The organism is Paenibacillus graminis (genome assembly GCF_000758705.1).
In the GTDB taxonomy this organism is placed as follows: domain Bacteria; phylum Bacillota; class Bacilli; order Paenibacillales; family Paenibacillaceae; genus Paenibacillus_AQ; species Paenibacillus_AQ graminis.
Genome location: NZ_CP009287.1, coordinates 926,533 through 946,348, shown reverse-complemented (window position 1 = coordinate 946,348; position 19,816 = coordinate 926,533). Strand labels below are relative to the sequence as shown.

14 protein-coding genes and 1 pseudogene are annotated in these 19,816 nt (G+C 43.2%); 1 reads left to right on the top strand and 14 read right to left on the bottom strand.

Annotated features, from left to right (window positions below; genetic code table 11):
* Positions 1–37 precede the first annotated feature (37 nt).
* The 3 genes and pseudogenes from PGRAT_RS04030 to PGRAT_RS04020 all read right to left on the bottom strand — a co-directional run bounded on the left by PGRAT_RS04030 (position 38) and on the right by PGRAT_RS04020 (position 3,504).
* Complete coding sequence (locus tag PGRAT_RS04030; protein ID WP_025708866.1) at positions 38–1,198, bottom strand: cobalamin-independent methionine synthase II family protein; 1,161 nt, start codon at positions 1,196–1,198, stop codon at positions 38–40.
* A 276-nt stretch (positions 1,199–1,474) separates the two neighbouring features.
* Positions 1,475–2,262 (bottom strand): annotated as a pseudogene (locus tag PGRAT_RS31105) (hypothetical protein).
* A gap of 138 nt (positions 2,263–2,400) precedes the next feature.
* Complete coding sequence (locus tag PGRAT_RS04020) at positions 2,401–3,504, bottom strand: slipin family protein (protein WP_025708868.1); 1,104 nt, start codon at positions 3,502–3,504, stop codon at positions 2,401–2,403.
* A gap of 758 nt (positions 3,505–4,262) precedes the next feature.
* Between PGRAT_RS04020 and PGRAT_RS34835 the strand changes: the two genes are divergently transcribed.
* Positions 4,263–4,355, top strand: a complete 93-nt coding sequence (locus tag PGRAT_RS34835) for a putative holin-like toxin (RefSeq protein ID WP_369698837.1) — start codon at positions 4,263–4,265, stop codon at positions 4,353–4,355.
* 211 nt (positions 4,356–4,566) lie between these two features.
* Here PGRAT_RS34835 and PGRAT_RS04015 read toward each other — a convergent pair whose 3' ends face one another.
* The 11 genes from PGRAT_RS04015 to PGRAT_RS03965 all read right to left on the bottom strand — a co-directional run bounded on the left by PGRAT_RS04015 (position 4,567) and on the right by PGRAT_RS03965 (position 19,772).
* A complete protein-coding gene (locus PGRAT_RS04015) occupies positions 4,567–6,981 on the bottom strand; it encodes a restriction endonuclease-like protein (protein WP_025708872.1) in 2,415 nt (804 codons plus the stop codon).
* Positions 6,953–9,079 (bottom strand): McrB family protein, encoded by a 2,127-nt coding sequence (locus tag PGRAT_RS04010; protein WP_244884050.1) that lies wholly within the window; start codon positions 9,077–9,079, stop codon positions 6,953–6,955. The genes PGRAT_RS04015 and PGRAT_RS04010 overlap by 29 nt, the downstream gene beginning before the upstream one ends.
* Positions 9,080–9,389: 310 nt before the next feature.
* Complete coding sequence (locus tag PGRAT_RS04005; RefSeq protein ID WP_238326918.1) at positions 9,390–9,845, bottom strand: hypothetical protein; 456 nt, start codon at positions 9,843–9,845, stop codon at positions 9,390–9,392.
* Positions 9,846–10,623: 778 nt separating this feature from the next.
* Positions 10,624–12,378 (bottom strand): type I restriction-modification system subunit M, encoded by a 1,755-nt coding sequence (locus tag PGRAT_RS04000; protein WP_025708876.1) that lies wholly within the window; start codon positions 12,376–12,378, stop codon positions 10,624–10,626.
* The gene (locus PGRAT_RS03995) at positions 12,371–13,507 is read right to left on the bottom strand and encodes an AAA family ATPase (protein ID WP_025708877.1); all 1,137 of its coding nucleotides are present in this window, start codon (positions 13,505–13,507) and stop codon (positions 12,371–12,373) included. Before PGRAT_RS03995 ends, PGRAT_RS04000 begins: the two co-directional genes overlap by 8 nt.
* The gene (locus tag PGRAT_RS03990) at positions 13,504–14,703 is read right to left on the bottom strand and encodes a restriction endonuclease subunit S (RefSeq protein WP_025708879.1); all 1,200 of its coding nucleotides are present in this window, start codon (positions 14,701–14,703) and stop codon (positions 13,504–13,506) included. The genes PGRAT_RS03995 and PGRAT_RS03990 overlap by 4 nt, the downstream gene beginning before the upstream one ends.
* Positions 14,696–17,704, bottom strand: coding sequence for a type I restriction endonuclease subunit R (locus PGRAT_RS03985; protein WP_025708881.1), 3,009 nt, complete (start codon positions 17,702–17,704; stop codon positions 14,696–14,698). The genes PGRAT_RS03990 and PGRAT_RS03985 overlap by 8 nt, the downstream gene beginning before the upstream one ends.
* A gap of 116 nt (positions 17,705–17,820) precedes the next feature.
* A complete protein-coding gene (locus PGRAT_RS03980; RefSeq protein WP_042266073.1) occupies positions 17,821–17,982 on the bottom strand; it encodes a helix-turn-helix domain-containing protein in 162 nt (53 codons plus the stop codon).
* Positions 17,983–18,127: 145 nt separating this feature from the next.
* Positions 18,128–18,436, bottom strand: a complete 309-nt coding sequence (locus PGRAT_RS03975) for a hypothetical protein (RefSeq protein WP_051424802.1) — start codon at positions 18,434–18,436, stop codon at positions 18,128–18,130.
* Between the two features lie 41 nt (positions 18,437–18,477).
* Positions 18,478–18,975, bottom strand: a complete 498-nt coding sequence (locus PGRAT_RS03970) for a hypothetical protein (protein WP_025708885.1) — start codon at positions 18,973–18,975, stop codon at positions 18,478–18,480.
* Positions 18,976–19,154: 179 nt separating this feature from the next.
* Positions 19,155–19,772: a type 1 glutamine amidotransferase family protein gene (locus PGRAT_RS03965; RefSeq protein WP_025708887.1), complete on the bottom strand. Its 618-nt coding sequence runs from the start codon at positions 19,770–19,772 to the stop codon at positions 19,155–19,157.
* Positions 19,773–19,816 lie beyond the last annotated feature (44 nt).

The window sequence follows — 19,816 nt, the reverse complement described above, 5'->3', positions numbered from 1 at the left end:
AAACTGCCGACAATACCTTCGACAGTCTAATAAGTTATTATTTACCCCAATATTGCTGCGCAATCTGTTGTCCTTGTCTAATCTTCGCCCACTGCTCATCTTCCGTTAATTCGTTGCCTCCATCACAGGACGCAAAACCGCATTGGTGAGAAAGTAATAAGCGATCCTTGTTAATGATTTGCGAAGCTTCATCAAGCATTCTAACTACACGGGCCTCATCGTCAAGCGTACTTGTTTTGGAAGACAACAATCCAAGTACAATTTCCGTCTCCGGCTTATCTTTGAACACCGCAAGCGCCTCAAGTGAGCCTGCACGTTCATCATCCCATTCCAGGAAGAAGCGGTCGTATTTGAGCTGCTTCAAGAACAAATTCGCAATCTTCGCATAGGAGCCGCCGCCCATATTACGGGAATCATAGTTGCCACGGCAGTTATGCGTCCACATTTTGAGGCCCAAGCTATGACCGTAATCAATAATTGTGTTGTTGATGTCAATAAATTCTGCCGCCAGCTTCTGTACTTCCGCTTGATTGATATGCTCGCCGGTATATGGAGAGTTCGGGTTGTCGTCTGCGAACAGCTCCCATAGGCAATCGTCGAACTGCAGGATGGTTCCTCCGGCCGCAGCGAACTCCTGGACAAAATCCTTATAAGCATTAACCAGACCGGCCTTCAGCTGGAGTCTGTCCTTATACACCGCTTCTGTTCCGCCAATGTTATCCGACCAGGACAGCTCACCAAAAATATGGGACGGAGAAGGCACGCACAGCTTGGTCTCGCGGTCTCCAGCCAGAGCCTGAAGCTTGCGGTAGGCATGAAGGAAATGATGGTTCTTCGCACCCAATTTACCGGTAATGCGCAGACCGATATCTTTTCGAGTCTCATATTTGGAAGCTCCGTCTGTATCTCTGAAGAAGTATCCATGATCCGCGATATAACGCTCAATTCCCTGGAAGCCCCAGACAAAGTCCAGATGCCACATCGATTTGGAATATTCCCCATCTGTCAGAATGGACAGCCCATTCTCGCTTTCCTGCTCGACTACAGCCTGAATCGCCTCAGCTTCACACTGCTCATACCCCTGAAAGTCCTGGTAAAAGGGATAGCTGATATCATCCCGGTGTTCAATTTGCTGTTTATATTCTAATAGCTCCGCGGGACGCAGCAGGCTGCCTACGATCTGAAATCTGTTGCACATGGTTAGTCCTCCTCTATTCTCACACATCTCTTTCTCTTGTGTTTAAATTCTAGCATGGAGGACTTAGAGGTACGTAACACTTAAAAATGATATCTGGTTATAGTGAACGGTTATAGTGCGGCAGCCCGGATATAAATTATCTGTTGGCTTCGTAAGCCCCCATGTTGCATAAATCTTTCCAGAAGCATTGTGTCATCGTGGAAGGCTTGCAAGGGCGGTATCTCCCGGCCTCCTTGTTCTAATATCATCTAACCCTCATTCAAATTCATAGAGAATCTACAAAAACGCTCCGAAATACAACTCTACCGCCTCCTGAGAATAGCCGTCATCCCCCTGCCACTCTGCCATAGAGTTAAAATCAGAACTCCCGCCTCTGCGTTTCCGTGGTGTGTTCCGCGGTACCAGCAATCCGGCACATCCCCATATTTCCATGATTACATCCCGTTCATTCTTACTGGAAGGAATCACTTCCTTCCACCGCTTCTCCAACATCCGTGCACTCTCATGGTCCGTACAATCCCGGATCGCTTCCAGCATCCCGGAGAGTATGGCAGCATCCTCGGTGGTAACCTCGAACCCTTCTTCTTTACTGAATAATTCAAGGTCCAGCCAGCAGTATAAAAGCCAGTTCAGACGAATTCCGCCCCATTTAACCCGTTCGAAATTCAGCACATTCAGATCCTGATTAATATATTCCCGATCAGACATTAATCTGTGAAAGTTACAATCCCCGCAGCTGCTGTAATTGGGCCGGACTGAGCTCCGCTCTCCATAGGTATGCACAGGTAGAGCGGAAGTCAGGGCCCAGCTGGAAAGGACGCTCCGCAAATGGACCTTCTTCGTCGACAGACTGTGCAGGAACGCGGCAGTTACCCGCTCCTTGGTAATCGTCTGATGCAGCTCATGCAGCCGTAGGACAATCTCGTTATGAGTAATGGTCACAGGATCGAACATCAACCCTTTGCTTTTGGCATAGTCGAAATCCAGAAGGCAGCAGGACTGCTCTTCCAGCCAGATGAGGTCCAGAAGGTGTTCATAAGGATTTTCTTTGCTTTGTTGTCCATGGGATCACTTCCTTGGGTTAGGCTTAATCAGCTCTATAGCATAGTTCTATAGCTTCTATGTAATTACCTGTTTTCCGGAACTCTGACTAAGATTAATTCCCTTTATTTGCACAAAGAAATAGACCGCCAGGAAGCGGTCTACTTATTGGCACCGATGAGTGAGCTTAACCGCTCCAGCAAATCGCCGCCGCCCGTAACAGAGATGGAACCGATTTTGTCGCATATCTTCTCGAGGAATTCCAGCTCCTTCAGACGAAACAGTGTCTGATTCTCGTCCATCAGCTTCGCCGTATTCAGCAGGCTGCGTGTCGAAGCCGTCTCTTCCCGGCGGGTAAGCAGGTTCGCCTGCGCTTTCTTCTCTGCGAGCAGGACGGTGTTTAGGATGTCCTTCATTTCCCCCGGTAAAATTACATCCTTTACCCCCGCCCCGAGGAAAAGTACCCCGAACTCTTCTTCCTTCTCCTGGATACGGGACAAAATGAATGTGGCAACATCCTCTTTCCGCTTCAGAAGATCGTCCAATTTCAGCGTCCCGACATATTCCCGGAGCAGGAGCTGAAGCTGGATGTGTATCTGCTCGTCAAAAGCTTTCAACTCCAGAACGCGGTGCGGATTGACGATTTTGTACTGGCATACGAAGTTCAGACGCAGCGTAACCTTATCCTCTGTCATCATTTCCTGGCCAACCAGATCCATCTGCTGTTGTCTTAGATCGACCGTCTTCGTCAGCACCGAGACCGGTCCCTTCCAGAAATAATACTTACCAGGCGTAAGCTCCCGCTTGAGCGTATGATCATAGAACAGGAATCCTTGCTCATAACTCGCGATTTCACAGCACTGCACATACGGAGTAAGCTTCGTGATAATTGAACGGTCGATCCCGGCAGGTAGCTCCGGCTGTCTGGTATCCGTATGTACGAAGGTGTGCTTTTTCAGAAGGTTCCAATAAGCATACACACCCGGCTTCAGCAGCTGTATGAATTGACCATCCTCATAGTGCAAAACAATCTCATGATCCTGTACGCGTACGACATCGAGCTCCCGCAGGAGTCCATCATCCTGTAAAAACAGCTGCAGGTCTTTGCCCTCGACACTAAACGGTTTGGCAATATTCAGTACTGCCACTGTATGCTGCGACCATGATAAGTAACGGTAGGTTCCCGGTAGCAGCCGTTTCACATAACTTCCCTTATGAAAGAGCAGACCGCGCTGGTCCGCTTGAATCGTTATTTGCTTCAACATAGTATTGCCCCCTTCATGTTTGACCAATGGATGACAGAATCCCGCTGCAGACCGGGCGGAATCACGTTTGAGACAGGCGGTCTGCCGGGAGGTCCGGGAGGACATTGGAGTCCGGGGCTAACCCATACTTCAGCCGGCCTTCGTTCCCTTCTGTCCTTGCCAAAGCCTCCCCAGCTGGCGCACCATCGGTATCCACGGATTGCAAAGCCCTTCCGCAGTGCGCTATACTAGCCGCCAGAGATTCTGTCCATTGGTTTGCTAACTCAAAATACGCTCAAATTTGTAGCTCGATGGAATCGAGTGCTCTACCAGAATCGCTTAGAAGGCGATTGGGGAATCGAACCCCGAAGGTGACTCTTACCGAAACGGACCGTACAGGATACCGTAACATACATGCCGGCACTGCGGGATCGCCTGAGATCCGCGCCTCGTTACGCCCGCCCGGATAAGAACCGAATGTATGATGAACGCGCTCGGCGTTATCATCTTGCTAATCTTTACGCTTGTGTCTTACAGGTTCTATCATCGCTGAAATCATGCTGAACGAACATGGCGGAAGTATTACGACAGAAGAATAAATTTCCAGGGGGGAGTCTTGGGCTGCATAGAAAAAAGCTCAAAGGCAGGTATGGGAAGCCCTGCCTCTGAGCTTTTTTTGGAGGGTTCGGTTTTTATACTCAAATTTTTCCATTCGTGTTATAATCGCAGAAGCAATAGAAAGGCTTATATGGGCGGCCGGCTAATCTCCCGGAAGGGAGGTGACGCCAGTGGAGGTATACCAAGCATTGACGCTAATGATTTCGTTCGCGACTCTGGTTGTGTTGATTCTATCTTTCCACAAAAAGAAATAGGCCGCCCCGGTCAAAGGATGCGGTCCTATTTCAATGGATAACCTTTAAAAGCCTCCGCCCTTAAAAGCGGCTATTGCGCAGAGAGTCGTGTGTCCAGCACGGCCCTCTTTGCCATTGTACGCTGTTTCTGAGTTCATTATACCATGATGACAATGGTTTACAACTCATAACACAACCATGCATTTACTTCCATCACTCCATCTTTTTCAAACTATATACTCCTAACCTCCACAACCTTCCCTAAATCCACATACTGCTCGTGATCCAGCTTCACCTTGACTCTGCCCTTTCGGCGCTTCTCACGCCATTCACGAAGATCCTCCTCCGTTTCTAGACGGAGCTCCGCGATTTCAAGGGCCCGGTCTAGGACATATTTGCTTGTGTACAGGACCGTATGTATTCCCTGTCCGCCTAAAGCAATGTGAGGCTTTAAAGGTATCCATTCCTCCACTGTAAACCTAACATAATCTCTCTCTTCCTTATAAGGCTCGGGGATAATCTCCTTTATTTCCTTACGTTTGACCACTTCCCAATCTACCACTTTACCTACCCAATGAATCCCTGTCTTTGCAGGATCAAAAAACTTCCTTCTGGATTGGCACATCGCTACATATTCAATCTGGGTTATGATCTTCTGGCTTGCCAGATTCTTCAAAGGCACATGGTAAAAACAATGCTTCCTCGCCACCTCCACTTGTTCGGGCCCCTTGACAGAACCGACAAGCACATTTTTGCCCGCAAGCTGATTGGCGTAGTATTCTTTCGTCCCACGTGGACGTGTGGAGCGTTCGTAAGCTTTTTCCGGACTATCCTGAATAATCTCATCTAGGAATTGCTCTACCAAGCTTGTAGAATTCGGCAGGAACGGCAACGCACCAATATTCAATAGCTCGATGCTTTTGTAAAATTGGTGGCTCTTGTAACGCTCCTCGTCTGGGTAGGGGAATAACACATAAGCGCCAAACATGCTTCGCTCATATTCTCCTGAACCTTTTTCCTGGTACACAATGGCGTCCCGATATCGATGCATTGTATTGATATCATCCTCTTCAGGCCCAGGCTGCCCATAACTCCGATGGTATGAAGTTCCCTCATATGCCGGATTCAAGCGGTATTTCGCATCGAACACATACTTGTACTCCTTGACTGTCCCAGCATCCTTCTTCTTCAGGGTGAGCACATTATCCGGGCGCTGACTGAGCGTCGGGGTCTTATCCGAGCTAGGAATCGAGTTATAATACAGGATGAACTGCTCCCCGTTGACTGGATTCTCGTACACCATATTAGCGCTCTGTGAGCGATCAAGAGTAACGAAAATACCGTTCCGTTTCACCTTAATGATGTCCTGCTTCACCAGTTTATATTTCTGTCTCAGAAGCTGATTCAGCTTCAAGAAGCACCAATACTCATAGAGCTGAGCAACATCCTTCATGGATAAGCGGAACAGGTCGCCTTGAATAGACAGGCCTTTAAGCAACATCAGATAACAGCGATAGACCTCGCGGTATCCAGGGGCCATCTGCAGCACAAGCGTAACGGACATCTGCTTCAGCACTCCAACCTCACGCAAAAAATCCATCTTAAGCACCCGTTCTAGCTGCGTAAGCATCTTATCTATTCTTTTGCTGAGTAGTGGATCTGGAGTTCGGTTATTTTCTTTCCAGCGGGCCTTAAGCTCCTTGAGCTTCCCATGAATTCGTTCCAGCATCCAGCGGATGAACCGGTTCTCATTGGTATCATAGGAGAGGCGTCTGCGGTTCTCCATTAAGTGCGTTGCTGTGTAATTCTGACCCTTGATTCTTAAGAATCCATTGCTTTCATCTGCTCTTAATCGTTCAGGGTGCTTCGCGAGCTCGCGGATGTTCTCTCTTCCCGCCTTTTTGACCCGATTGGCATCCATTAGCTGACGATCCTGGAGCAGAGCGTAATTAGGATTCTTGTTAATCCGTTCGACTGCATCCAAAAGCTGTCTAAATACATGCTGAAGTATCGTGAAGAACTCCGTCAAGCTCTGATGCTGCGTCTCCCGCAGGCCTGTTAGCTGATAAGTTCGACGCAAAAAATCAAACGCCAAATTATAAATCTGCGCATTCACTTCATTCAGGATATTCTGGTAATCCAGCCTGTAATCCATCTTCGAGGGGAAAATCTCCATCTCTACCCGCAGCAAGGTCTGTCCATTACTTCGGACTTCCCATTCCGTCAAACCGACCTCATTCCCAAAGTTCAGAACACCCGCAAGAATAGAATCACCTAGGGGCTTAACTGCCTGCCGAAGCAACACATTTTCATGATAAAAAGAAAGGCTGGCAGCGGTCTTATTCTGGATAACCAGTTCATACGACTGTGTCTCATAAAAGCAAGGAAAAACAGAAACCCCCTGCTGCCACTCCACCATCCCGTGAGCTTCAGGTGAAAAGACTTTAATCTGAACATCACCAAGCCGTTCGGAGCAAACAAGCCCAAGCTGTGCACTCACCCACTCCTGTTCCGGGGAGCGATGAAGCTGCAATGTCTCCACAGTAGGATGATAAGGACGCCCTTGAAGAAAAAGAGTAAAAAGCTCCGATTCTACACGGAGCAATTCTACCGTCTGATTAAGAGAGCCAGAATGAGGTAAATCCATCTTCCTCCAGCCTCCTGAGCATAAAAGCCAATTTACGGGCACTTTGCGGATCTTTGGCCGCAGGCGGGGTTTGACCAGCAGCCCATTTCATATAGAGCGGAGAAGCATCCTCATCCATAAGTTTCGGAAGGTCTACTGTAACGCCAGAGCCGGTACCAAGAGCCCCTTTCATCAAGTTCAACAATACCCGGCGAACCGAAGAATGGCTTCCTTGAATGCGCGGCAGGATCTTTTGCAGCAGTTGCCAGTCAAAAGCTTCTTCCTCACTCATCAGCTTGTACCGATCGTTATAAATCATATAGAAGCAAATCGCATCCCGCACCCGAAAGCCTACATGAGCATGAATATCCTCAAGCAAGGTATTAATCTTAACCAGTCTCTCTGTCGTCCGGACAACAAGCTCTTTATTGGCATCATAGGCATTTACTAGCTGCAAATAATCGGAGCGCAGAAAAAGATGATTCAGTTGAGTAAGATCAGCAGGATCACCCGCTTCTCCCTCCCCATTTACGTCCGGATACTGCTGCAGATTGATGTAATTGAACTCTAGCGTGTTGGCGCGGTCGAGTACTTTTTTGCTAAAAGGATGTGTGGTCTCGTCCATGTTCACCGTCCCGATCAAGAATACATTCTCCGGGATACCAAGACCGCCATACTCTGCTTGATCCTCAGGCGTATCTAACATGGTAGAAGAGATGAGCGCCTGCGTCTGAATCCTCCCCTCCTGCCACTCCTGCGTCTCCAGCACACTTAACATGTCGCTGAAATAATGCTCCACCCGTGCCAAATTCATCTCATCCAGGCAGATAAAATAAGGCCTTTGCTGATTCTCAGGCTTCCGCGCCTCCACGAACACCTTCGTAATCGGACCCGCTTGGAACCTCCCCGACAGGTCCTTGTACCCCAGCAAATCCGCAGGATCACTCCAATCCGGCCGCACTGGAATCAAGGTAAACTGCCCGTTATCCCTCGTTGCACCAAGCGCTTCCGCAAACAGCTTCACCAACCGAGTCTTCCCGGTGCCCGATATCCCCGCCAGGATGACAAAAGGCTTAGCCTTTAGCGAGAGGTAGAAGTTCTCGATAAGGTGCTCAGGGAAGAAGAAGCCTTTGCGGCGGATGTAGGATTGGATTTGGTGGAGGAATGTTGGAATGCTAGAATCGGATGGCGGTAAAATAGGAATCACCTCACGTAAGCCCTCCATATCGGAGGCAGCTTCATCTTGATCTAGGATAGCGAAGTCAGGCCAACTCACTTCTGCCGTGAGCGACTGAAGCACTTGAAGAGCTTGTCTTGAAAAGCGGAACAGATATCCTTGGTTCACTCCACCTCCAGAATGAAGCGGACCTTGGGTTAGATTCAATTGCATAATTTGCTGATTAAACTGTTGTAGCACAATAGGCGGAATGAGTTCCACATACTCTGTTCGAACCAATCGACCTTCTTCTTGCCAGTTAGTCTTGGCCATGGAGCCTGGTTTGGGTGCTTCCACCGCCGCATCTGTTACCTGGCTTACATAACGAATAGCTTTATTCGAGTAATGGAGGATGATATCTCCTTGTTTGACTTCCTTCATCGTCTCCCAATGATATAGCTTTCTGCCTTGAGCATTCAGTAGGGGCGCCCACAGAATTCCCTCTTCCTTCTCCTCCTTAATGGTAGCTCCTTGATTCACCCACCAAACGTTGGGCTTCGCCTTATACGTTATAAACTCCAAACGGTATTCAAAAGGAATTCCTGTCGCGTAGAAATCTATGTATTCAGCTTGATCTTCAGGAACGACAACCTGGGGTTTCTTCGCATCATCCGCTAGTTGATTCGTTCTCTCTTGCATAATGTAGGAATAGGAATGCTTGAAGGTTTCAATTAACAAATCCTTCAACGTTTGATTTCCGTTATAGCGGAGTTGAAGAGCTTCCCGACTAGCAGATACTTGATCGATTTTAAATAATGTGGCTTCATAGTTCCGATCTTCATAGATGAGCTTAACCTTTATTCCTTCACCCAAATTAGGCTGTTGACCTTGATTAGCTTCCAAAAAATCCGGATGAAACTCAACTGGAATATGCGTACCGTCACGAAAGATAGAAAAGTCCACCTTTTTGCGGCCGATCAGGTTAGGAATCTCTGTATCCTTCCACCAGCTTCGTAGTTGTTTGATCATTTCTGTTAACTCCCTTAGTCCAATGATAGGTAACTTATAGGTGCTTCTCGGTCTTTTGCTTTATTCTCTGTACATGAAGCTTGCGAATCTCGGCATCGGGGATAACCTCGTATCAACTGGATTTACAATATGTATGGTAATTCGACAATATGGGAATGTATTCCTTCCAAACATGCACACAAGAAAAAAGGACTGTCGCATGAACAGCCCCAACATAAAGTTAACGTATACCTTGGATTCCGTCTTAATCCGAGAGAACAAAAGGAGCAGCAAATGCATTAGCAAGCTGCATTCCATCCTTAAGCCCTTGTAGATATAGACGTTCATAAAGAACGGAGTGCTTTAAAGAAAGCTTATCCTCCCAATACTCAAACTCTGGCTTACGTGCAATATCCATGGAGGCAAACAACGCTTGAAAAGCTTTGCGCTCTTCTTCAAAAGCTTGTCTAGGCTCCGATTGACGTTCGATCCGTGCGCTCACCTCATCCAATCGACCTTGAATCGTTTGTATAAACCATGCTGGAAAGCTCACCACATCTCCCCCAAGGCAGAAGTTTAAACGCAAAGCATCCGAATACCTTCTCTTTTCTTGATACATCTGATTAATAAGTTCATCCACTCTACGACTCTGAGCCTGAAGCGCCTCATTGGTGCTTAACGGAATCTCCTGTTCTAGTGACCGCTGCCCAAGTTCATTCAACTTTCGCTTTTCCTCCTCATATTTGTGTATCAGATTGTGCATTGTATCCTCACCTTTCTTGCAAAGCTTTTTTCATTAGCTAAGCTTTTAAATGGCTACAACTCGCACTCCAATGAAATTTTTGTCACCCAGAGACTCTTTTCGGTGCTTCATTTCGGTATCACCTCACAATATAGCTAAATTGTATGCGAGGTAAGTGTTATTTTAATGCGGATATCGAATTAAATTAAAATAAACTAATGGACGCATTAGAATTTCTATACCCATCTATAGAAAAGAGAATTCATTTCCAAGTTGCAAACCTTCGGTTTAGACATCAGCCCAACCAGTTTATCGCGATTGGAAGGTCAACCATAGACTTGTGCAGGATTATGAGGTGGTTGCAATAGCGCAAGCGCTGGAGGTTTCTGTTGGGGAGTTGTGGGGGAGAGTGAATGAAGAGAAGGTGTAGTTTAACTATCCTGGTATAATGAGATCGTTATTTTCTTTAACTGAATGCACTTGCATAAACCTACCTTTTCTATTTGTCTAAACCCTTTACTCAACCCCTAATGGGTATTGGCAATTACGCGTAAGTATATACCTAAAATGTTCAAAACGTTAGTGACCTGAAGCAATGTCCAACTTTGTATCTTTAGTTTCGCTTATAAGAGATATACCGGGTCTGTAAAATGTGTAAGCTCTCAAACCTACTAAATTAGAATCAAAAAAAGGTTGGAGAGCACACATGGGATTATAGACAAATGAGCAGCTCGGAAGCTGAAACAGCATCTTAGCTTTATGGCAACTCAGGTAAACCAAGCTCTTTTAAAAATTGGTTGTGCATAACCTTTGCTTTGCTAATAGTATCCTCGATTTCATCCAAATTCTTTTTCACATCTGTAAGGTTGACGATTTCTTCTTCTGCAGCCGTGCTCACATATCGTGACATGTTCAGATTATAGCCGTTTTTCTCGATTTCTTCCATTGAGACGCGGCGAGAATACCTTTTGTCGTCTTCTTTTCGATATTGATATGTGTCAACTATTTTATCAATATGTTCCGGCAAAAGAACATTTTGCCGTTTACCCTTATTGTAGTACTCACTTGCATTTATAAACAGCACGTCATCAAATTTTTTGCATTTTTTAAGTACAAGAATACAAACCGGAATACCTGTTGAGAAAAACAGGTTAGCAGGCAAGCCAATAACAGTGTCGATATTTCCATCTTTGAGTAGCTTTGTTCTGATTTTCTCCTCTGCACCACCACGGAACAGAACACCATGAGGCAAGATGATTGCCATTGTTCCCTCATCACTTAAAAAGTGAAACCCATGAAGTAAAAATGCGAAGTCGGCCGCCGATTTTGGTGCAACGCCGTAGCTTTTAAAGCGGAAATCCTCTGCCAGAGTGTCATTAGGCTCCCAACGGTAGCTGAAAGGTGGATTGGCTACTACTGCATCAAATTCCAACTTTTTTGCCGGGTTCATTTCATTAAGAATGTCCCAATCATTTAGCAGAGAATCTCCGTGAAATATTTTAAACTCAGAATCTTTAAGCCCATGCAGAAGCATATTCATACGAGCAAGGTTGTAAGTTGTAATATTCTTTTCCTGTCCGTATATCTGACCGATGCTATTAGCACCAAGCTGCTTTCTAACATTAATTAGAAGCGAGCCGGAGCCACACGCAAAGTCAAGCACGTTTTTGAGTTGCTTCTTTTTGCCTGTGCTTGGGTCTTGGCTGTCAAGAGTAACTATGCGAGAAAGGATGGTTGAAATTTGCTGGGGCGTATAAAATTCCCCGGCTTTTTTGCCTGAACCCGCTGCAAATTGCCCTATTAAGTATTCATAAGCATCGCCTAAAATATCACTTTCGTTAGGGAACTCTGATAATCCTTCTGCAATAGCAGTTATTATTGAGCACAGCGTTTCATTTCGTAATTCATAATTTTTTCCAATTTTGTCAGAGTCGAGATTAACCTCGGAGAACAAACCACGAAATGTACTATCAAAGGATTCATTTTCTATAAACTTAAAGCCTGCTTGCAAGGTCTTCAAAAGGTATTTACTTTGTGTGCGGGCTAATTCATATATATTACTCCAAAGATAGTGTGGCTTAATTACAAAATGAACTTTACGGCGCATTTGTTTTTCAAATGTAGTCACTTGATCTAAATTGTTAATATACCAAACCACAAGAGGTGTCAGCTTCCCACTTTCCAACAACGCCTCATGTTCTTCAATTAAGGTCTTTTTTACCTTGCTATCTAATTGCTGTTTATTAAAATAGTCTGTTATCTGTTCTTTCAATGCATTAATAGCATCATCTTGATTAGCTGAAACGACGATTTTATTTATTTCTTCCTCAGATTGCAAATAATCGCTTCCAAGCTCTTTTTTTACAGCTTCCTCATAATTATCTGAAAGATAGCGCAAGAAGAGAAAGGATAGCATATAATCACGGAAATCGTCGGCATTCATAGCACCACGCAGTTTATCGGCGATACCCCACAGGGTTGCACCTAATTGCTTTTGTTGTGCATCATTCATCATTTTCCCTCGTTTCTTCGTTAAACAAATCAGGGTTAAACCTATATAAATTCATATAACGATCTAAAATATCTCTAAAGACCTTTTTATTATCGTCAACCATTTCTCTCGGTTCAAATAGGGAATAATTACCATGACTTAATATATTCACATACCTTGCATATGTAACTTCATCTGAGTCGTCATCTCCACTCTTAATACACTCGCTAAAATCTGTATATCCATGAAACGATGCCGATTTTTCAAGAATATTACGTAAGATATTAAAATGATATGTGTATAGCTTCCCAGTTCTCACCGCTTCTTTCAATTCTATAATCAATGCAACATGATGGAAAAATGGTGTCTCACCAGTATCTTGAAGTGCATACTCGCCAGTTTCTCTGTTTTTTGTTAAAAAGTAATCTTTCCCCTTTGATTTTTTCAACTCATTATACATTACATTGAAGAACAACGCATGGTGAGAGGAGATCACAACTTTTAAATCTTCTTGCTCTTTCAATAACTGAGCCAAATGGCTTGCAATTGCAATTGCATTATTATCGTCTAAAGATGAGATTGGATCATCAATATAGATGTACTTAACCCAACTATATGCCGGCTCTTGGTCAACTACAAGTTCAACAATCGCAAGAAAGAAGCACCAAACAAAAATATTTTCTTCTCCACGAGAAACTTTAATATTTTCCACTTTTTCAGTTGCGTTATTATTGTTTCGCACTTCTCTTGAAAAGTGTACAAACCATTCATCATACTTAATATCAAAATCAAAATCTGCATATCGCCTTAAAAACTTGCGGATGCGTTCTTCCATTGCAAGCTCCCGTAAGCCATTGAAAAACTTTGAACTTCTATTTAGATACAAACGCCTTTCCGTATCACCTTCTAAATCGTTATCCCAAGTAAACAAGTCTTCCGTAAAAGCGTTATAATACAACGTGTCTGTCGATTTTTCTTCACTACCGGGAATGGGTTGTTTCCCCAAATCCTTAAACGCGCAGGAAAGTCTTGTTTTTCCTGTCCCATTATAGGCAAAAAGAAGAACATACTTCTTGCTACCAAGAAGCGTTCTAAAATGGGTCGCCAACGCGTTTAAATCAGAAAAAGAAGATCTCGGTTGAGGACTCATTCACTCACCTCCTTAATAGAAGGGAAGAGCCCTTGCATTAAGCCTTTTTTGTGGGCCTGTAGAACTTCAATTTTATCTGCTTGTGAGATTATGAGATCATCAAGGGAAGAAAGACAATCGGCAATTTTTTGTTGTTCTTTTTCATCTTTCGGAACACACGTTGTTATTTTTTCAAGTGTTTCAACCGACAAGCCTGGTTGTGCCTGCCCTGTTGCATATTGGTTTAATTTTAGATTTATTAATAAATAGTAAAGCCACTTTGCAATTATGCCTTCACTCTTTGTTGCCACAACTGCATGTTCAGTTGCATGAAAATCACCTATTCCATAAGTAACATTACCACAGAGTGCGCCCTGTCTGCCAATAAGGGGATACTCGCCAGAATGAGTGTACGAGAACGTATATCCACGTAAGCCATTCCCTCCATAACACGGATGCATATTGTCTTTTCTTTCTTTAAAAATCTCTGATGCCTTCACAAATTTCCCAGCCTGCATAGCGCAAACCTTTGAAAGCTTTCTTTCTTCCCATTCACCACTACCCCTAAACTCCGGAAACCTCCACTCTGGTACAGTCTCACCCTCGGCGGGGAATAACTTCTGCATTAAGCCTTTTTTATGCGCTTTAAGAGCCTCAAGCTTTTTATCTTCAGCGCTGATCAGACCATCAAGTGAAGAAAGGCATTCAGCAATTTTTTGTTGTTCTTTGTTTTCTGGGTTAGGTAGTAGTATAGAAGAAAATTGACTATAGCTCACCATCTTACCATCTCTTATGCCTTCTAAGTCTTTGTTTAGATCTTGTATAAACTTATTTGTTTTAAAATAATACTTGTAGTATTGTTCCACTATTGGAGTTTTTTTGCGCAAAATAATATAAGCCGGACTGCAAATACCATGATACAACGAATATTCTATGCCGCCTTGAAAAGACCTTAAACTAATGATAAAGTCTCCTATCTCGACAACCTTGTAACTTACAAGGCTCTTATCCGTTACTGACACATTATAATCAATCTGATCTCTTGGAACTGCTCCATGTTCCTGCGTTATAGCGAGAACAGGAAGATCGGAGTTATGATTTTTATTACTGATTGATTCAAATATTACATTTCCATTTTCAAGGTTAATTGCGCCGTTTTTATTAAATTCTGGAAACCTTAGTTTCGGTATCATAGTCACTTTATCTTTCTTATTCATACGCATTCAGCCCCACAATCACACGTCCATCTGCAATCTTTTTAAGCAGCGGGATTAAGTTGTCCATCAATTCCAGTTCCTTCTTTGTCCTGTCTCTCCAGCCAAGCTCAAGCGGCTCTAACAAATCGCTTAGTTTTTCACCGTCAAAAATCATACGGCCTATAATTTCATCTACAAATGCTTGCAACGATGTAGGTTCAATGCCGTGTTTGTTTGCAATTGACTCCATTTCTTTTGCTGCTTTTTCTTCCTTGAATTTTTGGTATCCTGTTTTTATTGCCTTTTCATCCAACCCTTTTCCGGTTTCCAACATACTGATATAAGCAATTATATCTTCACGCTCTTCCATCATATTGGAATTGGAACAAAGCAAACTGATGAGCTGCTCACGGCTCATTTTTTCTTTTTTAGGCACATCCGGTTGTGTATACCTAGAAATTAGTGACATGATGTAATCATAATCAATTACGGCAGAGGAAAACAGAACAAACTCAAAATCGAGCTGTTCAACCACAGGGTCTTTATCCTTGAAATCTTTGCCTTGCTGTGCTTTTAGCATTTGAGCTGTTTCAATATATACACCACGGAACGCACGCAAGGTGTCTTCTGGCAATAATTCCTCAACTTTTGCCACTTGCTCTTCTTTAATGTCTGTATATTGGTCAAGTTGTGTTTTAAGGCGCTGCACTTCTTTGAATTTATTGATGAATTCGCCTCGTGCGGCATCACCCTTAAGATTGTTTACTTGTTCCGGCTTGTATTCTAACCCCTGGGATTCCATAAACTTTTCAAGCTCGGCAACCGCCTTATCCAGCTTTTCAACCACAACAGGAGCCGGATCGACAAGCCAAATTTCTTTTGCCCTACTATTGTTTTCTTTTCCCGAGAACAGCGCAATTGCTTCATCTACATCCTTCTCTTGCCCTCTGAAGTCAAGAATATTTCCGTAAGGCTTTGTGTCGTTCAAAACACGGTTTGTTCTTGAAAATGCTTGAATTAAACCATGTTGTTTTAAATTTTTATCAACGTACAGGGTATTTAGATACTTGGAATCAAATCCGGTTAAGAGCATATCCACCACAATAGTTATATCAATTTTGTTTGCATGCGGATAGTCGGAATTAGGGTACTTTTGATCTTTGATGCGTTTTTGCACATCTTGATAGTATAAATCAAATTCATTTATGCTGTGATTTGTGCCGTACTGCAAGTTATAGTCATCAATGATGATTTTGAGTGCAGCCTTTTTCTTATCAGGCTCTTGTTCGTTATCCGCTTTTTCTTGCTGTAGGTCTTCTTGTAACTGCTTAACATCTTTGTTTCCTTCAGCTGGCGGAGAGAAAACACAGGCGATGTTCAATGGCTCAAAGCTTCCGGCCTCATTCTTTTTGCGTTCCCCTTGTAACGACTTGAAGATCTCAAAGTATTCTATTGCATCATTGATAGAAGCTGTAGCAAAAATCGCATTGTAACGTCTACCATTAGTAGCGGCATCGTGTTTTGATAGTATTGCTTCGGCAATTGCTTTTTTACTTACAGTGTCAGAGACCTTTACTGCTTTTTTGACATCTTCCGGCTTAAAATAATCAATGTGAAAACGAAGCACATTACGATCATCAATGGCATTCGTTATGGTATAGGCATGCAGTTCTTTTTCAAAAACATCTATTGTTGTGATAAGAGTTTTAACTTCACCATCAATTTGCTTAAATGTTGCGTTTTCTGGAAATATTGGCGTTCCAGTAAATCCAAAAAGCTGTGCTTTCGGAAAAAATTTTTTAATTGCTTTATGATTATCACCAAACTGGGAACGATGACATTCATCAAAAATAATAGCAATACGTTGATCGGTAAGCTTTGCCAAACGATCTTTGTAGGTAGGCTCGCCCCTTTTCTTTTTCTCTTGGTTACGCTTGTGATCTTCATCAAGAGCAAGACCAAGCTTTTGAATTGTGGTAACTATAACTTTGTCACGATAATCATCCGAAGTCAGACGCTTAACTAGACTTTCTGTATTTGTGTTCTCTTCAACGCAGCCTTCTTGAAATTTATTGAATTCTAATCGAGTTTGTCTATCAAGGTCTTTTCTGTCAACAACAAATAGACACTTCTTAATTTCAGGGTTGTCTTTCAAAAGGGTTGATGCTTTAAATGATGTAAGTGTTTTACCGCTTCCGGTAGTATGCCAAATATATCCGTTGCCACGATTCTGGTCGATACAGTTCATTATCGCCTTAACAGCATAAATCTGATAAGGACGCATAATCATCAATTTCTGCTCACTTACCACAAGCACCATATATCGACTAATTAGTTGCCCGAGAGTGCATTTTAGCAAAAACTTATCAGAAAAATCATGGAGATGGGTAATTTTATTATTGTCTTCATCTGCCATCTGATAAATCGGCAAAAAACGCTCGTCTGCATTGAAGCAAAAGTGCTCCTTGTGATTGTTGGCGAAATAATATGTGTTACTCTCATTGCTCACAATAAAAAGCTGCGTAAAGCAAAGCAATGAGTTTGTATAACCATTACCTGGGTCGTTTTTATATTCTACAATTTGCTCCATTGCTTTTTTAGGTGTGATTTGCAGTGACTTCAGCTCAACCTGAACAACAGGAACACCATTGATGAGGATGATAACATCATAACGATGGTTGCTATTATCCGTGTTAATGCGCAACTGATTTATCACTTCAAATTCATTTTTACACCAGTCTTTAATATTAACAAGGGTGTATTGTAATGGCGTGTCATCATCACGTTTGAAGGTGTTGATTTCTCTTAAAGTTTTAGCCGCAGTGAACACATCCGCAGTGATAATATTATCCCTGAGGCGTGCAAATTCAGAATCACTTAACTTTACACGATTCAGCCTTTCAAAATGCTCTTTGAAATTAGCTTCAAGTGCTGCCTTGTCTCGAATGTCTTCTCGATATGTGTATTTTAAATCTCGAAGTTTTTCAATAAATTCTACCTCTATTTGCTGTTCAGATTTCATGGTTAATCTCCTCATAACCAAAATAGTAATTGCCAAAATCCTTTTTCAAAACTATGCAACGCCTACTTTATTTTCATGAGCAACTCAATCAGTTCAGGACTAATGCTTTTATTCTTTCAAAGCTCTATTAAAGCATGACGGGCTATTTGATTCGACTTTGCACGATTGTTTTCCCACCGATTCACAGATGTAAATCCAACATGAAGCTCACGGGCAAGGCCCTCCTGAGACAAACACAGCTCCAAGCGCACTTTTTTAATCGCTTTGCTTAACTCCATTTAGAATCACCTCGTTATTGTACAGCTAACCATAATGAATTATATCATAAGCTATAGCGTTTTTTGAAAAGTTATTGACACTATGCACAATATCAAGAACACGCCTCAGGCTTACTACCCAAGGCGTGTATTCCATAATTTTTCACTACATAAATCCATCCTCAGGTTCACCAACGTCAAAACCTAATACTTTGGTTGCTTCTGCTTTAAACCTTGCTATCCAAGAATCCCAATCGCTCTTATTCATCTGCGCATAAAATGATAATCCGCTTGGCTCAACGGATGCCTGAATATAAACATCATCCTCTTCCTGCCCAAACCAGTGTGGAATCCCATCTGTATACCCTATCCAACCAGGCATAAGCTCATATATATTAGCAACTTTATTCCATGCTTCATCAGGTAGATGAGCCCATATATTCAGATTACAATGATGAGCGTTTATTTCATTCACTTGCCTTCCCCCTTAGCCGTAAAGCTTATACCAATTAAACCTTACGTAATAATCTTCTTGGAATACACCCTTAACGTATAATCATCGTTCAGCGTATAATCGTTGTTGCCTGACTCAAAGCTACCCCCAAATCCAGCGTTATCTACATATAGCGATAGAACTTCACTTATGTCATTAACCTTCTCTAGTACACATCCAAAAGGAAGTTCTATCCCTACGTAAAAAGAAACTACGGAAAGCCGGATTGCGGGAATCTGGTAATCAACCCAAGAATAAAAGACAAAGGATTTCCCTTGATAGTGTTCGCTCAAATATCGGGACCAAGAATCCTCAATAAAGCTTATCGTCTGCTCTAATTCATTCAGTGAGATCTTGTTCTTCCTGATCAGCTTGTTCACCTTCTGAATGGTGTAGAGGTTATAGCGAGCCTCCGCATTGTACTGTTTCTTGTCGTTTGAGAACAGCAAATTCGGACGTTCTGCTATCTCCAATATTTCGTGGAATGCCTTTATGCCCTTATTTTCCAGAAAATCAATCATTGTATAGTCACAACCTTCACCTTCAAATAGGCTTCAATTACATCCTACCATATGTTGGAATACCCTTCCTACCTTAGAACATTCACTTATAGGCACCCAGAAAATGTGTACTGCTATATCTGGCCAGACAAACAAAAATACCCTCTCCGTGAAGAGAGGGCGGTCTTCCTTAACTTCTCTTATTTCATCAACTCATAGAAATACTTAGCTTCCTGGGTCTTGTAGAGACTATACCAGGCCTTCAATTTTTCTGGAGTCATTACATCCAGGGCTTTCAAGACATGTACCGCGAATTCCAACGGGGCTATCCCAGAGGCAGTAATCAGTGTTCCATCCGTTACAACAGACTGCATTTGGTAAAATTCCTCGCCGGTGTACGCAGGACAGATCATTCGGAGGTACTCCAGATCATTGCTTGTATGCCGGCGTGAATTCAGCAGTCCAGCCCGGGCAAGCCCCATGGTAGCCCCGCAAATCGCTGCCACTAATATATCTTCCTGTATACATCTCTCAGCGAGTTGAAGGATGGGCTTGTGGATGGCTTCGGTCCATGTCTCTCCACCGGGTAGAATCAACGCATCTGCGCTTGCAATGCTGCATTCCTTCAGTGTGATGTCCGGCATTATTGTCAGTCCGCCCATTGTAGTTACAAGCGTCTTCTCATTGGCTACAGTAACTATTTTAGAAGGGGCCAGCCCCTTCTTATAATATCTTCCCGAGTTCAGCTCGGCCGTTAAATAGCCTATTTCCCAGTCGGCCATGGTGTCGAATACATATAGATATACCGTATTGCTCATTTGTAAGTCCTCCTCAGGGATTCATGTGAACCCTATAATTTCTA

Coding starts and splice junctions, on each gene's coding strand:
- PGRAT_RS04030 (WP_025708866.1), bottom strand. CDS start 1,198: ATGTGCAACAGATTTCAGATCGTAGGCAGCCTGCTGCGTCCCGCGGAG.
- PGRAT_RS04020 (WP_025708868.1), bottom strand. CDS start 3,504: ATGTTGAAGCAAATAACGATTCAAGCGGACCAGCGCGGTCTGCTCTTT.
- PGRAT_RS04015 (WP_025708872.1), bottom strand. CDS start 6,981: ATGGATTTACCTCATTCTGGCTCTCTTAATCAGACGGTAGAATTGCTC.
- PGRAT_RS04000 (WP_025708876.1), bottom strand. CDS start 12,378: ATGAATGATGCACAACAAAAGCAATTAGGTGCAACCCTGTGGGGTATC.
- PGRAT_RS03995 (WP_025708877.1), bottom strand. CDS start 13,507: ATGAGTCCTCAACCGAGATCTTCTTTTTCTGATTTAAACGCGTTGGCG.
- PGRAT_RS03990 (WP_025708879.1), bottom strand. CDS start 14,703: ATGAATAAGAAAGATAAAGTGACTATGATACCGAAACTAAGGTTTCCA.
- PGRAT_RS03985 (WP_025708881.1), bottom strand. CDS start 17,704: ATGAAATCTGAACAGCAAATAGAGGTAGAATTTATTGAAAAACTTCGA.
- PGRAT_RS03980 (WP_042266073.1), bottom strand. CDS start 17,982: ATGGAGTTAAGCAAAGCGATTAAAAAAGTGCGCTTGGAGCTGTGTTTG.
- PGRAT_RS03970 (WP_025708885.1), bottom strand. CDS start 18,975: ATGATTGATTTTCTGGAAAATAAGGGCATAAAGGCATTCCACGAAATA.
- PGRAT_RS03965 (WP_025708887.1), bottom strand. CDS start 19,772: ATGAGCAATACGGTATATCTATATGTATTCGACACCATGGCCGACTGG.